The following is a 13,861-nucleotide window of genomic DNA, read 5'->3' as shown; positions in this document are numbered from 1 at the left end:
TTCTGACGAGATTCTACTGAGCATAGCTCATTGTTACCTATGCTCACAATGAATCTGGTCCTGATACTCTTCCCATTATGAGGACCGCAGCATGAGCACCGCTTCCGAACCCGCCCTGACCAGTGCGGACGGCGTCGACTCGCCCGACAGCGACGACGGCGTCCTCGCCGAGCAGCTGCTGCGCCTGACCCGTCGGCTTCACCGCATCCAGAAGCGTCATCTCGAACCCCTCGGAATCACTCCAGCCCAGTCAAGGCTGCTCCGGCTGGTCTCGCACTACGACGGCGGCGAGCCACCCCGGATGGCGGAGCTGGCCGCCCGCCTCGAAGTCGTCCCCCGGGCCGTGACCACGCTGGTCGACGGTCTGGAGGCGGCCGACTGCGTGCGCCGCGCGCCCGACCCCGCGAACCGGCGGGTCATCCGGATCGAGCTCACCGGCACCGGCCGCGCCACCCTGCGCCGCCTGCGCAACGCGCGGACGGCCGCCGCGGAGGAGATCCTGGCCCCCCTGACCGCCGCACAGCGCGGGGTGCTCGGCGGCCTGCTCGACACCCTCTCCGACGCCCCGGCGGAGCGCGGCTGCTGAGCACCGCCCCGCGTCCGGCTGAGCCCCGCCCCGCCTCCCGCTGAGCACCGCCCCACCTCCGCAAGCCGGTTGAGCAGCCCGTACGCGAACCCGCGCGCCCGTAAACCTCGCTGCCGCCGCCCGGCGCCGCGAGAAATTCGGTTGCCGGGCCCCGGTCCGGAAGACGAACCTTGTGTGGTTTGAACCACTCGACCGTCATGGGGCGTCATGCAGATCAGCGATCTTCCGCATCCGGATCCCGGAGTACCCGACGCCCGCTCCGGCCCACGCTTCCTGCTCTGGCTGGGCGGCACCCAACTGGGCGGGCAGGCCAAGAGCCTGTGCTGGGGGCTGGTCCACCACTGTGCCATCGCCGGGCTGCCGTTCGCGGTCGGCCTGGGCGTGGAGGCGGCCGTAGACGGCGACGGTCACCGGCTGCTGCTCGTCGGCGCGTTGATCGCACTGCTCGGCGTCGCCATCTCCCTCGGCGACACCATGCTGCACCGGACCAGCGTCACGAACTGGATCACCGCCGCCGCCCGGGTGCAGCAGCTCCTCGCCCGTAAGACCGCCGATCTGGGCTCCGCCCTGACCCGCCGGGTGGCGGCCGGCGAAGTGGTCTCCGTATCAACGGGGGACGTGGAGAAGATCGGCTGGTTCGTCGAGGCGGTCTCCCGCTTCCTCGCGGCGGCTGTCGCCATCGTCGTCGTCTGCGTGGCCCTGGTCGTGTACGCGCCGTCCCTCGGCGTCGTCGTCGCCGTCGGGATGCCGCTGCTGGCGCTCTCCTCCCTGCCCCTGCTCCCCCGCGCCACACAACGCGCGGACATCCAGCGGGAGAAGGCGGGCAAGGCGACCGAACTGGCCTCCGACACCGTGGCCGGTCTGCGGGTGCTGCGCGGCATCGGCGGCGAGGAACTGTTCCTCGGCCGGTACCGCGAGGCCTCGCAGGAGGTACGCACCGCCGCGGTGCGCAGTGCGCGCATGTGGGCGCTGATCTCCGCCGTCCAGGTGTTCCTGCCGGGGGTACTGCTGATCACGGTGGTCTGGTACGGCTCCTCGCTCGTCCTGGACGGACGGCTCTCGGTCGGTGAACTCGTCGCGGTGTTCAGCGCCGTGTCGCTGTTGCTGTACCCGCTGCGCAGCGTGGAGGAGATCGCCATGGCCTACTCGTTCTCCCGGCCCTCCGCCACCCGCGCTGCCCGGGTGCTGCGCCTGACGCGTGACGACGGCCCGGCGCCGGCGGCGGCCGAAGGCGCCGTCCGGGCCCCTGCCCCGGGCGGGGACCTGTACGACCCGCAAACCGGGCTGCTGGTTCCCGCGGGCCGGTTCACCGCCGTGGTCTGCGGGGACCCCGACCTCGCGGGACGGCTGGCGGAACGCCTGGGCGGGCACCCGCCGGGCGACGGGGAAGACGCCGGTGAGCGCGCCGCGGACCGCGCCCCGGTGCTTTTGGGAGGCGTGGCGCTGGACGAGCTCGCGCTGGACACGGCGCGAGCGCTGGTCCTCGTGCAGGACAAGGGTCCGGTGCTGCTGTCCGGCACGCTGCGCGAGCTGTTCGACGTACCGGCGTCCGGGGCGGTGACCCCCGCGGCCGCGCTGGAGGCCGCCCAGTGCGGTGACGTACTGGAGGCCGTGCTGCAGTCGGCGCCCGAGGGGGTGGAGGACCCGATGGACGCCCGGATCACCGAGCGGGGCCGCTCGCTCTCCGGCGGTCAGCGCCAACGGCTCGCGCTGGCCCGCTCGCTGGTCGCCGATCCGGAGGTGCTGGTACTGGACGAGCCGACCTCGGCCGTCGACTCGCACACCGAGGCACGCATCGCGGACGGCATCGCGGCGCTGCGCGCCGGGCGCACGACGGTGGTCCTGGCCTCTTCACCGCTGGTGCTGGACCGGGCCGACCGGGTCGTCCTCGTTCACGAGGGCGTCGCCCTGCCGGCCGGCACCCACCGCGACCTGCTGCGGGACGAGCCGCGCTACCGCGCGGTCGTCACGCGGGAGACCGAGGAGGAACAGCGCCTGGACGCGCTGCCCCGGACCGCGCTGGACGAGGGCCTCACCGACCGGCTTGAGGAAGAACTCACCGAAATCGAGGGATCCGCATGATCGGCGTGGCACCGCCGCAATACGATCCGGCCGCCCCGGAGTCGGCCGCGACCTTGCCCGTCGGCACGTCGGCGACCGTACGGGGCTACGTACGCGGCCTGTTCCGGCGCCACCGGCGGCCCTTCGTGGCGCTCGTGAGCGCCAACGCGGTCGCGGTGATCGCCTCCATGGTCGGCCCGTACCTGCTGGGGCGGGTCGTGGACGACCTCGCGGCAGGGGTGCGCGAGCTCCACCTGCTGCGGGTGAGCCTGCTGTTCGCGCTGGCGCTCGCCGTCCAGACCTGCTTCGTGCGGATGGTCCGGCTGCGCGGGGCGATGCTCGGCGAGGAGATGCTGGCCGACCTGCGCGAGGACTTCCTCGTGCGTTCGGTCGGGCTGCCGCCCGGCGTGCTGGAGCGGGCCGGGACCGGTGACCTGCTGTCGCGGATCACCACCGACATCGACCGGCTGGCGAACGCGATGCGGGAGGCCGTGCCGCAGCTGTCCGTCGGCGTGGTGTGGGCGGGGCTGCTGTTCGGGGCGCTGGCGGTGACCGCGCCGCCGTTGGCCGCGGCGGCGCTGGTGGCGCTGCCGGTGCTGGTGATCGGCTGCCACTGGTACTTCCGGCGGGCGCCGTCCGCGTACCGCTCGGAGGCGGCCGGTTACGCGGCGGTCTCGGCGGTGCTGACGGAGACGGTGGACGCGGGGCGCACGATCGAGGCGCACCGGCTCGGGCGGCGCCGGGTGGCGCTGTCGGAACAGCGCATCCGGCAGTGGACCCAGTGGGAGCGGTACACGCTGTTCCTGCGGTCCGTGCTCTTCCCCGTCATCAACGTCACCTACGTGACGATCCTCGGCTCGGTGCTGATGATCGGCGGCTACTGCGTCCTGCGCGGCTGGATGTCGGTGGGGCAGCTGACGACGGGTGCGCTGCTGGCGCAGATGATGGTCGACCCGATCGGCCTGATCCTGCGCTGGTACGACGAACTGCAGGTAGCGCAGGTGTCGTTGGGCCGGCTGGTCGGCATCCACGAGATCGAGCCCGACGGGGGTGACGCGTCCGTCTCGCCGAAGGGCCGGGAGATGCGGGCCGATGAGGTGCGGTTCGGCTACCGGGAGGGCGTGGACGTCCTGCACCGGGTGTCGATGTCCGTGCCGCCGGGCACCCGGATGGCGCTGGTCGGGCCGTCGGGCGCGGGCAAGTCGACGCTGGGCCGGCTGCTGGCGGGCATCTACGCGCCGCGGGCCGGCGAGGTCACCCTCGGCGGGGCACGCCTGTCGCGGATGCAGGCCGAGCGGGTGCGGGAGCAGGTGGCGCTGGTCAACCAGGAGCACCACGTGTTCGTGGGCTCGCTCCGGGACAACCTGCGCCTGGCCAGGACGGGCGCCGGGGACGCCGACCTGTGGGCGGCGCTGGAGGCGGTGGACGCGGACGGCTGGGCGCGTGCGCTGGCGGCCGGGCTGGACACGGAGGTCGGATCGGGAGCCGCGGCGCTGACCCCGGCCCAGGCGCAGCAGGTGGCGCTGGCCCGGCTGGTCCTGGCGGATCCGCACACGCTCGTACTGGACGAGGCCACCTCGCTGCTCGACCCGCGCGCGGCCCGGCACCTGGAGCGTTCCCTGGCCCGGGTGCTGGACGGCCGCACGGTCATCGCGATCGCCCACCGGCTGCACACCGCGCACGACGCGGACGTCATCGCGGTGGTCGAGGGCGGCCGGATCAGTGAGTTCGGCTCCCACGAGGACCTCGTGGCGGCGGACGGCGCCTACGCGGCGCTGTGGCGGTCCTGGCACGGGTGAGGGGGGACCTCGCGGACGCCACGCGTGGGTCGGCGGCGTCCGCGAGGCCGTCCGGGGGCGCCGCTACGCCTTGCGGAGGCGGTCGATGATGCCGTCGAGGTCGCGCCACATCATGTAGTCGCGGACGAAGTGGCCACCGGGCTCCTCGTGCCATTCGTGCGGGATGCCGGCCTGGTCGAGGAGGCCGCGGAACTCCCGCTGGCCCGCGAGGACCTGGGTTTCGTTGAACGAGTCGAACGGGTTGGTCGGGTCGGGGCTGGTCCCCGCGACGAGGAAGACCCGCTTGTTGCGGTAGCTCTCGATGCGCTCGACGGGGTTGTCCGCGCTGACGCGGGCCTGGTCCCAGGGCACGCCGTAGACGGTGCCGCCGCCCAGGTCGAGGGCCGCGGAGGACAGGTTGGCCCAGTGCACGACCGCCCCGCCGTCACGGCGCACGCTGGCGGGTCCCGAGTGGGCGCTGACCGAGGCGAAGTGGCCCCAGTACTTGGCCGCGTACTTGAGGGCGCCGAAGCCGCCCATCGAGAACCCGCCGACGGCGCGGCCGTCGTACTCGGCGAAGGTCCGGAAGTTCGCCTCGACCCAGGGCAGGAGCTGGTTGATGTGGAAGTGCTCCCAGTTGCGGGGGCCGGTGTTGGAGCTGACGGGGTTGGAGTACCAGCCCGCGTGGCCGCCGTCCGGCATCACGACGATGAGCGGCCGCCCGGTGGTCCAGGCACGGATGCCGAGGCGGTCGAAGGTGATGAAGTCCTGGTCCGTGCCGCCCCCGTGGAAGAGGTAGAGGACGGGGTAGGTGCGTCCGCTGGTGTGGTAGTCGTCGGGGAGCAGGACGTTGACGGCGGGCTGCCAGCCGATCGCGTCGGTCTGGAAGCGGTAGTACCACATGCGGGCGTCGCCCTCGTTGTGGTCGACGATGTGCAGTCCGAAACCGTCGCCGGCCGCGCTCGCCGCCGATGCCGTCCCGAGGACGCCCGCACCGCCGAGGGCCATGGCGGCGGAGAGCCCGCCGACGGACTTGAGGATGCTCCTGCGGGTGGGGCCGTGCTCGTTCACGGTGACCTCCTGGTCGATGGTTGTGGGTGAGTACGTCAGTTGGTGGTGGTCCAGGTGCCCCGGTCGGGGTTCCAGTGGATGCTGGCGTTCTGGAACTTCTGAACCTTGCCGCCCGGCTCGTCGGCCTCGTCACCGACCGGGTAGCCGAACACGCCCTCATGACCACCCGCGTGGAACGCCTGGTAGATCGCACCGTGGACGACGTGCGTACCGGTCTGCGGCGACCACATGAACAAGCCCTGCTCGAAGAACTGGTACCGGCCCCGCGTCCCGTTCGGCGCCTGCGACGCATCCGCCTCGTCCATCGTCGGGAAACCCCAACGACGCTCCGCGTCCGTCGCCCAGAACTTGTCCAGGATCTCCCCGTACACCGCGAACGCCGCATCCGGATGCCAGATCACGATCCCGTTGCGGAAGCCCTGGAAGCGGCCGCCCATCATGGAGTCGCGTTCCCCGGAGGTCGGCGGGCCCAGCACGCTGTCCAGGCCTCCCATGCTGTCGTACTTGGCCCTGATCGCGCCGTACGGCATCAGGTCGTCGAGCACGTTGTAGCGGCGGGGCGTGAATCCGCGCAGGCCGTTGCCCCACACCCGTTCCTCGGCCACGTGCCCGAAGTCGTACGTCTCGCGCACCACCGGCTGGGTGTGGGCGGCGTCGGCCCACCGGACGAACAGCGCCACGTGGTCGGTGCCGTCCGAGTCGCGCAGCAGGGCGTCGCCGGGCTGCAGGTCCGCGGCCGGGATGTCGAAGGTGACGTTCCACAGGCTCCAGGTCGTCAGTGACGACCCCAGGTGCCAGGCCATCGACACGAAGCCCGAGCAGTCGGGGCGGTAGCAGCCGAACTGGTTGGCGTAGCAGCCGCTCTGGCTGTAGGGCACCTGCTCGGCGACCCAGGACCAGGCCCGGTCCATGACCTCACCGCGTCCGATCGAGCCGTCCGGTTCGGAGGCGGTCGCCGCGGGCGCCATGAAGAAGGTGAGCGCGAGGGCTGCGAGCAGTGGCGCCGCGGCTTTGACCGCGCGCCGGAGGATCAACGATCTCATGCCGTCTCCCGGTCAGTTGGTGGTGGTCCAGGTGCCCCGGTCGGGGTTCCAGTGGATGCTGGCGTTCTGGAACTTCTGAACCTTGCCGCCCGGCTCGTCGGCCTCGTCACCGACCGGGTAGCCGAACACGCCCTCATGACCACCCGCGTGGAACGCCTGGTAGATCGCACCGTGGACGACGTGCGTACCGGTCTGCGGCGACCACATGAACAAGCCCTGCTCGAAGAACTGGTACCGGCCCCGCGTCCCGTTCGGCGCCTGCGACGCATCCGCCTCGTCCATCGTCGGGAAACCCCAACGACGCTCCGCGTCCGTCGCCCAGAACTTGTCCAGGATCTCCCCGTACACCGCGAACGCCGCATCCGGATGCCAGATCACGATCCCGTGCTGGAACAGCTGGAACCGTCCGCCCGACTGGGCGGGTTCCTCCGCGCGCAGCGGCCGGCCGAGGGGGCCGTCGGGTCCGCCGGTGCCGTAGTACTTGGCGCCGATCGTCCCGTAGGGCTGGAAGGCCTCGTCCCGCATCTGCCGGGCGATGCCCTCGGCCTGCGGGTAGCGCTCGGGGTAGCCGGACCGCTGGACCGCCTGGGCGAGTTCGCCGGCGCTGCTGCCCTCCATCCCCGGCTCCATCTGCTGGGCCACCTCGAAGAACTTGTTCGCCGCGTAGTCGACGTCCATGACCTGTTCGGGGGAGCCCCAGCCCTGGGAGGGACGCTGCTGGAAGACGCCCAGCGAATCCCGGTCCCCGCAGTCGAGGTTGTTCATCCGGGATTCGACCCAGCCCGTCTCGAACCCGGCGAGCATGACCTTGTCGGACACTCCCCGGCGCTGTCCGACTTCGTAGACCTTGCGGGTTACGGCAATGTCCCGCTCCGGGGGGATGTCGCAGTAGAACTCGGCCGTCATGGCGTGCCCGAGGGGTCCGGGCACCGCGTTCCGCGCGGTGGCGGGGCCGCCGCCCAGGGCGGACATCACCGCCGCGACCAGGAGGGCCGCCGTCACGGATCTCGCGCGCCCAGCTGTTGTGCCACGCACGTTCCAGCTCCTTCGCTTCGTCAGTCACCTTGCGGTGTACGGGCGTTCGGCGTGCCGGAGCGAACTGTGCGCGGTCGGCCCACCGAACGTCCGCAAGCTAGCCGCGTGCGCGGCGGGCGGGGCATCCGCAACGTTCCGGAGTGACAGCGCCGGAGAGTCCCCGATAGGGATGGGTCGGGTGGGGGGATGGGATGGGGCGGGACGGGGATGGGGATGGGCCCGGACAGGGGCGGGGGCGGCCCCGGATCAGCGTCCGGAGGCGGGCGCCGGGCAGGCGGGGACGCGGGGGCGGTCCTTCGTGCGTACGGCGGGCAGCCAGGCGGTGGGCCGCGGCGAGCCGGCGGCCAGCCGGACGCGGAACCACTGGGGTGACCAGGCGTCCCCCTCGTCGATGATGGGGATGCCGTGTGCGAGGAGGCAGTCGACGGCCAGCTCGTCGCCCTGCCACACCCGGGTCGGGACGACGTTGTCCGCGGTGTAGGGCCGCTGGGGGTCGATGGCGAGACCGAGGCTGCAGTCCGGGTCCCGGTCGGTGCGGGTCGTGCAGCTCGGTTCGGCGTTGAACACCCGGATCCGGCCGGCCGCCCCGGGCGGGGCGAAGGTGCCGTCGAGTGCGGCGTACGGGGTGCTCCCCGCAGCCGCCCCGCACATCAGCGCGGAGACGAGGGCGGCGTGGACGGCCCTGCGCGTGCGGCCCGCCGGGCGATCCTTGCCCGGTCGCGGCCGGGCGGTGACGCGGGCCAGGAGGCTCTGGGCCGTGTGGGCGGCGCGGGCGGCGTGGGAGGGGGCCAGGCAGTCCGCGGCCAGCTCGCGCCAGAAGTGCGGTACGGCGGGGTCCAGGCGCAGGGGGGCCCGTCCGTCGGCGTACTCCTGTACCGCCGCGCCGCGGGCCATGGGGGTGGCGCCGGGGAACGGTGGGGTGCCGCCCGTGAACACCTCGTGGATCACGATGCCGAGGGCCCAGATGTCGGCGCTCGGGCGGACCTGGACGCCGTGCTCGCCGAGGGGGGCCCTCCAGCGCTCGGGCGGGAGGTAGTCGAAGGTGCCCATCGGGGGCGCGTAGCCGTGGGTGCCGTGGGTGCCGGTGAGTTCGGCGGCGAGGCCGAAGTCGGAGAGTCTGACGGAACCGTCCGCCATGAGCAGGATGTTGTCCGGTTTGAGGTCGCCGTGCACCCAGCCGGTGCGGTGCAGGTGGGCGAGGCCCTCGCAGATCCCGGTGATCAGACGGGCCCCTTCGGCTTCGCCCACCGGGCCTGCTCGCAGGCGGTCCCGCAGGCTGCGGTGGGCCCGCTCCATCACCAGGACGAGCGCACCGTCCAGGAGCGGATGGTCCGGCTCGCTGAGCACGACGGAGTCCAGGAGCCGGATCAGCCGGGGGTGGCCCGCTCGGCGGCCCAGTTCGACCTCGCGCCGGGCGGTGTCCACGACGTTGCGGGCCTGCCGCGGGGCGAGCCCGGAGGTCGGCAGGAACTTGAGCGCGACCACCTCCTGCGCGGGCCGGTCCCCGCCGACCGCGCGTCCCGCGTAGACGGTCCCCCAGCCGCCGGCCGCGATGGGCTCGGTGACTTCCCAGCTCCCGACGCGGTAGCCGGGCGCGAGCAGCTGCGTGCAGTCACTTCCCGAGGTGTCGGCCGGGCCGTGCACCTTCCCCTCCTCCGGTCTGCTCGTTGCGCGGGGCCGCCCCGCTGCGGGGCGGCAGCAGCGCCAGGTGCTCTTCCCGTACGAGCCCGAACCGCAGGGCGAGGCCGACGATCGACTCCCGCTTGCCGTTGCGGCGGGCGCCGCGGCCGGGGTCCTGCTCGGCCGGCGGGGCGACGCGCATCTTCTCCTCGGCGAGGTAGTCGATGTGGGAGCTGACCGCACGGGCCGTCAGCCTGCCGCAGGCCGCGTGGTCCCTGAGCCGTTCGACGATCTGGGGTGTGGTCGGCACCGCGACCGGTGACTCGTCGCGCAGCCGGGGTTCGCAGAGCGCCACCAGGACGAGGAAGTAGGTGGCCGTCTCGTCCAGGGAGTACGCGGTGACCGTGCGACCGCCCCACTGCCCGCCGGCGCCGCCCAGGCCGTCCGGGTCGAGGTAGACGTGGTCGGGGGCGAAGACCTGGAAGGAGACGGTGGTGTCGTGTCGGGTGGGCAGCACCACGCGGGAGAACTCGAAGGGGATGGGGGCTCCGGCCCGGCGTGGCGGGACCCGCAGGTACTCGCCGGCCCCTTCGGGGTTCTCCACGAGGTAGCTGTGTGTCGCGCTGAGGTTGCTGAGCTGCCAGTGGTCGTCGGTCACCCGGATCTCGCCGGCCAGGCGGGAGATCGCGTCGTCGACGAGGCGGAGTTCGACCGGCGTCGTGGCCGATCCCCGCCCGAACCGGGCCACTTCCCCCGGGCCGAGCCGTAACGTCACCGCCCCGTCGCCCGGCTCCGCGCCACCCGCGCCGCCGCTCCCCGGCGGCAGGTAGATCACTATCCCGCTCACAGCCTGCTCCTCGCCCCCCGTGCGGGCGGTCGTCACGCCCGCCGAACGTTATACATCCCGGAGGATCGGGCTCTGCCCGGTCTTTGGCCGTAATGAGCCGGTACGCGCCACGTCGCGGTCGCCCAGGCGCAGGGACATCCGGCCTTTCCGGGCGCCGGGCGAACCCGTACGCGCGCCCTTCCCCCGGAGCAGCGGGGCCGCGGTCCGCCCCGGCCCACCCGCGGCGAAACGGCGCGAACCGCACCCCCGCGGGCTCCGCGGACGACCGTGACGGCACACCGGGCGGTCCGCCGTTCCCGGGGCCCGAGGGTTCGGGGGCCCGGGGTGGCCTAGATGAAGTTCAGCGCGCCGGCGCCGCCCACCGCGCCGAACAGCATGAACACCGGCATGAGGACCTTGAGCTCCACCCAGCTGCCCGCCCGGAAGCGCATCATCTTGGGCGGACCGATCGGGTACCAGCGCTTGCCGGCGATGGGGATCGGCCACAGGACCGGGCAGCCCGAGACGGTCAGCGCGTCGCCGATGTCATGGACGAGGGCGCCGAGCAGGATCGGCAGACCGAGCCACAGGTACTCCTGGCCGGGTTCCGTGAACAGCCATCCCGCGCCGTTGCCGGGCTGGTCGAGCACACCGGCCAGGATCCAGGCGCTCGTGGCCCCCAGCAGCCACACCAGGATGTCACTGGACATCCTGGCGGCCCGCCACAGCAGGCCTTCCACGGCGAGTACCAGGTGGACGAAGAGGAGGAGGAGCACGCCCCAGCGGTCGGTGGTCACCGCCAGGGCGGAGGAGCCGGCGCCGACGAGGACGGCCCACAGCCAGGTGTGGGTCAGGGTGCGGTGCCCGCCGCTGCGGCGGGCGTCGCGCGGGGCGCGCGTCGCCTTGTAGACGGCGTAAGAGATCTTGTCGACCACCTCGCACAGCCCTCGGGACAACGGCCCGAAGGCGCGCGAGATCGTCGCCGACTTGTGGTCGAGGTCGGGGGCGAGGGCAGCGCCGGCGCAGATGAGCGCGCCGACGACGAGGACGGGCCACGGCATCGGGTGCCCCGCGGCCGCGGCCGCCGCACCCACCCCCAGCCAGGCCGCCGCGCCGGACAGGGAATGCGCCGGACCCATCATGTTTCTTTTCCCGCCCCGGTTCGGTCGTCTCGGGCCCCGGTGACTGATTCGTTCGGGCCGCGTCGACGGCACAGCGTACAGTCGATGATCTTGCCTCCGGTCGCCGGTTGCCTGATCCGGCGGGAAGCCAGGCAAGATGGGGGGTGTGACCCTCATTGATCAGCTCCCGCCGACCGCCGACCCCGACGCCCTCTTCGAGGCTTTCTCCTCGTGGGCGCAGGACCAGGGCATCACCCTGTACCCGGCGCAGGAGGAGGCCCTGATCGAGGTCGTCTCCGGGGCGAACGTGGTCCTGTCCACCCCGACCGGTTCCGGCAAGAGCCTCGTCGCGGCCGGCGCGCACTTCACCGCCCTGGCCCAGGACAAGGTCACCTTCTACACCGCTCCGATCAAGGCGCTGGTGTCGGAGAAGTTCTTCGACCTGTGCAAGCTCTTCGGCACCGAGAACGTCGGCATGCTGACCGGTGACGCCTCCGTGAACGCGGACGCGCCGGTGATCTGCTGCACCGCCGAGGTGCTGGCCTCGATCGCCCTGCGTGACGGGAAGTACGCCGACATCGGCCAGGTCGTGATGGACGAGTTCCACTTCTATGCCGAGCCGGACCGCGGCTGGGCCTGGCAGATCCCGTTGCTGGAGCTGCCGCAGGCGCAGTTCGTCCTCATGTCGGCGACGCTCGGTGACATGAAGCGGTTCGAGGAGGACCTGACCCGGCGCACCGGGCGGCCGACCTCGGTGGTCCGCTCCGCAACCCGGCCGGTACCGCTGTCGTACGAGTACGTCACCACGCCGATCACCGACACCATCACCGAGCTGCTGGAAACCCGGCAGGCTCCGGTGTACATCGTGCACTTCACCCAGGCCCAGGCGGTCGAGCGGGCGCAGTCGCTGATGAGCATCAACATGTGCACCCGCGAGGAGAAGGACAAGATCGCGGAGCTGATCGGCAACTTCCGCTTCACCACGAAGTTCGGGCAGAACCTCTCCCGCTACGTCCGCCACGGCATCGGCGTGCACCACGCGGGCATGCTGCCCAAGTACCGCCGCCTGGTGGAGAAGCTGGCGCAGGCCGGTCTGCTGAAGGTGATCTGCGGTACCGACACCCTCGGGGTGGGTGTCAACGTCCCGATCCGCACGGTGCTGTTCACCGCCCTCACCAAGTACGACGGCAACCGGGTACGGACGCTGCGCGCCCGCGAGTTCCACCAGATCGCCGGCCGGGCCGGACGGGCCGGCTTCGACACGGCGGGTTATGTCGTCGCGCAGGCGCCCGAGCACGTCATCGAGAACGAGAAGGCCCTCGCCAAGGCGGGCGACGACCCGAAGAAGCGCCGCAAGGTGGTCCGCAAGAAGGCGCCCGAGGGCTTCGTGGCGTGGTCGGACACCACGTTCGAGAAGCTGATCGCCGCCGACCCGGAGCCGCTCACCTCGCGTTTCAAGGTCACCAACATCATGCTGCTCTCGGTGATCGCCCGGCCGGGCGACGCCTTCCAGGCGATGCGCCACCTCCTGGAGGACAACCACGAGCCGCGCAAGGCCCAGCTGCGCCACATCCGCCGGGCGATCGCCATCTACCGCTCGCTGCTGGACGGCGGCGTCGTCGAACAGCTCGACACCCCGGACGCGGAGGGCCGCAGCATCCGGCTCACCGTCGACCTCCAGCAGGACTTCGCGCTGAACCAGCCGCTGTCCACCTTCGCGCTCGCCGCCTTCGACCTGCTGGACCCGGAGTCCCCCTCCTACGCCCTGGACATGGTGTCGGTCGTCGAGTCGACCCTTGACGACCCGCGCCAGATCCTGGCCGCGCAGCAGAACAAGGAACGCGGCATGGCCGTGGGCGCGATGAAGGCCGACGGGATCGAGTACGAGGAGCGGATGGAGCGGCTCCAGGACGTGACGTACCCCAAGCCGCTCGAAGAGCTGCTCCTGCACGCCTACGACGTGTACAGCAAGAGCCACCCCTGGGTCCGCGACCACCCGGTCTCCCCGAAGTCGATCATCCGCGACATGTACGAGCGGGCGATGACCTTCACCGAGTTCACCTCCTACTACGAGCTGGCCCGCACCGAGGGCATCGTGCTGCGTTATCTGGCCAGTGCCTACAAGGCCCTGGACCACACCATCCCCGACGACCTCAAGTCCGAGGACCTCCAGGACCTCATCGCCTGGCTGGGCGAGCTGGTGCGCCAAGTGGACTCCAGCCTGCTGGACGAGTGGGAGCAGCTGGCGAACCCGGAGGTGGAGACGGCGGAGGAGGCCCAGGAGAAGGCCGACCAGGTCAAGCCCGTCACCGCGAACTCGCGCGCCTTCCGGGTCCTCGTCCGCAACGCCATGTTCCGCCGGGTCGAGCTGGCCGCCCTGGACCACGTCAACGTGCTGGGAGAGCTGGACGGCGACTCCGGCTGGGACGCAGACGCCTGGGGCGAGGCCATGGACCTCTACTGGGACGAGTACGACGACCTGGGCACCGGCCCCGACGCGCGGGGACCGAAGCTCCTGCAGATCGAGGAGGACGCGGCACACGGCTTGTGGCGCGTCCGGCAGACCTTCGCCGACCCGAACGGGGACCATGGCTGGGGCATCAGCGCCGAGGTCGACCTCGCGGCCTCCGACGAGGAGGGCCGGGCGGTCATCCGCGTCACCTCGGTCGGCGAGCTCGGCGCGCTCTGACCTGCCCGCGTAAGCCAGCGCCACCGGACCC

10 protein-coding genes are annotated in these 13,861 nt (G+C 72.0%); 4 read left to right on the top strand and 6 right to left on the bottom strand.

All coding sequences use genetic code 11. From position 1 onward, the window contains the following. The first annotated feature begins 91 nt into the window (after positions 1-91). The 3 genes from OG861_RS27065 to OG861_RS27055 all read left to right on the top strand — a co-directional run bounded on the left by OG861_RS27065 (position 92) and on the right by OG861_RS27055 (position 4,446). Positions 92-586, top strand: a complete 495-nt coding sequence (locus tag OG861_RS27065; RefSeq protein WP_329193196.1) for a MarR family winged helix-turn-helix transcriptional regulator — start codon at positions 92-94, stop codon at positions 584-586. Between the two features lie 207 nt (positions 587-793). Continuing rightward, positions 794-2,668 (top strand): ABC transporter ATP-binding protein, encoded by a 1,875-nt coding sequence (locus OG861_RS27060; protein WP_330261881.1) that lies wholly within the window; start codon positions 794-796, stop codon positions 2,666-2,668. Further along, positions 2,665-4,446 carry an ABC transporter ATP-binding protein gene (locus OG861_RS27055; protein ID WP_329193200.1) on the top strand — a complete coding sequence of 594 codons (1,782 nt, stop codon included), beginning with the start codon at positions 2,665-2,667 and terminating at the stop codon, positions 4,444-4,446. The genes OG861_RS27060 and OG861_RS27055 overlap by 4 nt, the downstream gene beginning before the upstream one ends. Positions 4,447-4,509: 63 nt before the next feature. Here the strand turns inward: OG861_RS27055 and OG861_RS27050 are convergent, their stop codons facing one another. The 6 genes from OG861_RS27050 to OG861_RS27025 form a co-directional block, all read right to left on the bottom strand. Next, a complete protein-coding gene (locus OG861_RS27050) occupies positions 4,510-5,496 on the bottom strand; it encodes an alpha/beta hydrolase (RefSeq protein ID WP_329193202.1) in 987 nt (328 codons plus the stop codon). A 35-nt stretch (positions 5,497-5,531) separates the two neighbouring features. Next, positions 5,532-6,539 carry a hypothetical protein gene (locus OG861_RS27045; RefSeq protein ID WP_329193204.1) on the bottom strand — a complete coding sequence of 336 codons (1,008 nt, stop codon included), beginning with the start codon at positions 6,537-6,539 and terminating at the stop codon, positions 5,532-5,534. A gap of 12 nt (positions 6,540-6,551) precedes the next feature. Further along, positions 6,552-7,574: an LGFP repeat-containing protein gene (locus OG861_RS27040; protein WP_443056445.1), complete on the bottom strand. Its 1,023-nt coding sequence runs from the start codon at positions 7,572-7,574 to the stop codon at positions 6,552-6,554. A gap of 246 nt (positions 7,575-7,820) precedes the next feature. After that, on the bottom strand, positions 7,821-9,218 hold the full coding sequence (locus OG861_RS27035; protein ID WP_329193206.1) for a serine/threonine-protein kinase: 1,398 nt from the start codon (positions 9,216-9,218) through the stop codon (positions 7,821-7,823). After that, entirely contained in the window at positions 9,187-10,041 is an 855-nt protein-coding gene (locus OG861_RS27030) for a serine/threonine protein kinase (RefSeq protein ID WP_329193208.1), read from the bottom strand. Before OG861_RS27030 ends, OG861_RS27035 begins: the two co-directional genes overlap by 32 nt. 329 nt (positions 10,042-10,370) lie before the next feature. After that, the gene (locus OG861_RS27025) at positions 10,371-11,162 is read right to left on the bottom strand and encodes a metal-dependent hydrolase (RefSeq protein WP_329193210.1); all 792 of its coding nucleotides are present in this window, start codon (positions 11,160-11,162) and stop codon (positions 10,371-10,373) included. A 145-nt stretch (positions 11,163-11,307) separates the two neighbouring features. Between OG861_RS27025 and OG861_RS27020 the strand changes: the two genes are divergently transcribed. Further along, positions 11,308-13,830: a DEAD/DEAH box helicase gene (locus OG861_RS27020; RefSeq protein ID WP_329193212.1), complete on the top strand. Its 2,523-nt coding sequence runs from the start codon at positions 11,308-11,310 to the stop codon at positions 13,828-13,830. Positions 13,831-13,861 lie beyond the last annotated feature (31 nt).

This window comes from Streptomyces sp. NBC_00539 (assembly GCF_036346105.1).
Taxonomy (GTDB): domain Bacteria; phylum Actinomycetota; class Actinomycetes; order Streptomycetales; family Streptomycetaceae; genus Streptomyces.
The sequence above is the reverse complement of the archived record's forward strand: the minus strand, read 5'-3'. Positions and strand labels throughout refer to the sequence as shown.

Coding starts and splice junctions, on each gene's coding strand:
- OG861_RS27065 (WP_329193196.1), top strand. CDS start 92: ATGAGCACCGCTTCCGAACCCGCCCTGACCAGTGCGGACGGCGTCGAC.
- OG861_RS27060 (WP_330261881.1), top strand. CDS start 794: ATGCAGATCAGCGATCTTCCGCATCCGGATCCCGGAGTACCCGACGCC.
- OG861_RS27055 (WP_329193200.1), top strand. CDS start 2,665: ATGATCGGCGTGGCACCGCCGCAATACGATCCGGCCGCCCCGGAGTCG.
- OG861_RS27045 (WP_329193204.1), bottom strand. CDS start 6,539: ATGAGATCGTTGATCCTCCGGCGCGCGGTCAAAGCCGCGGCGCCACTG.
- OG861_RS27025 (WP_329193210.1), bottom strand. CDS start 11,162: ATGATGGGTCCGGCGCATTCCCTGTCCGGCGCGGCGGCCTGGCTGGGG.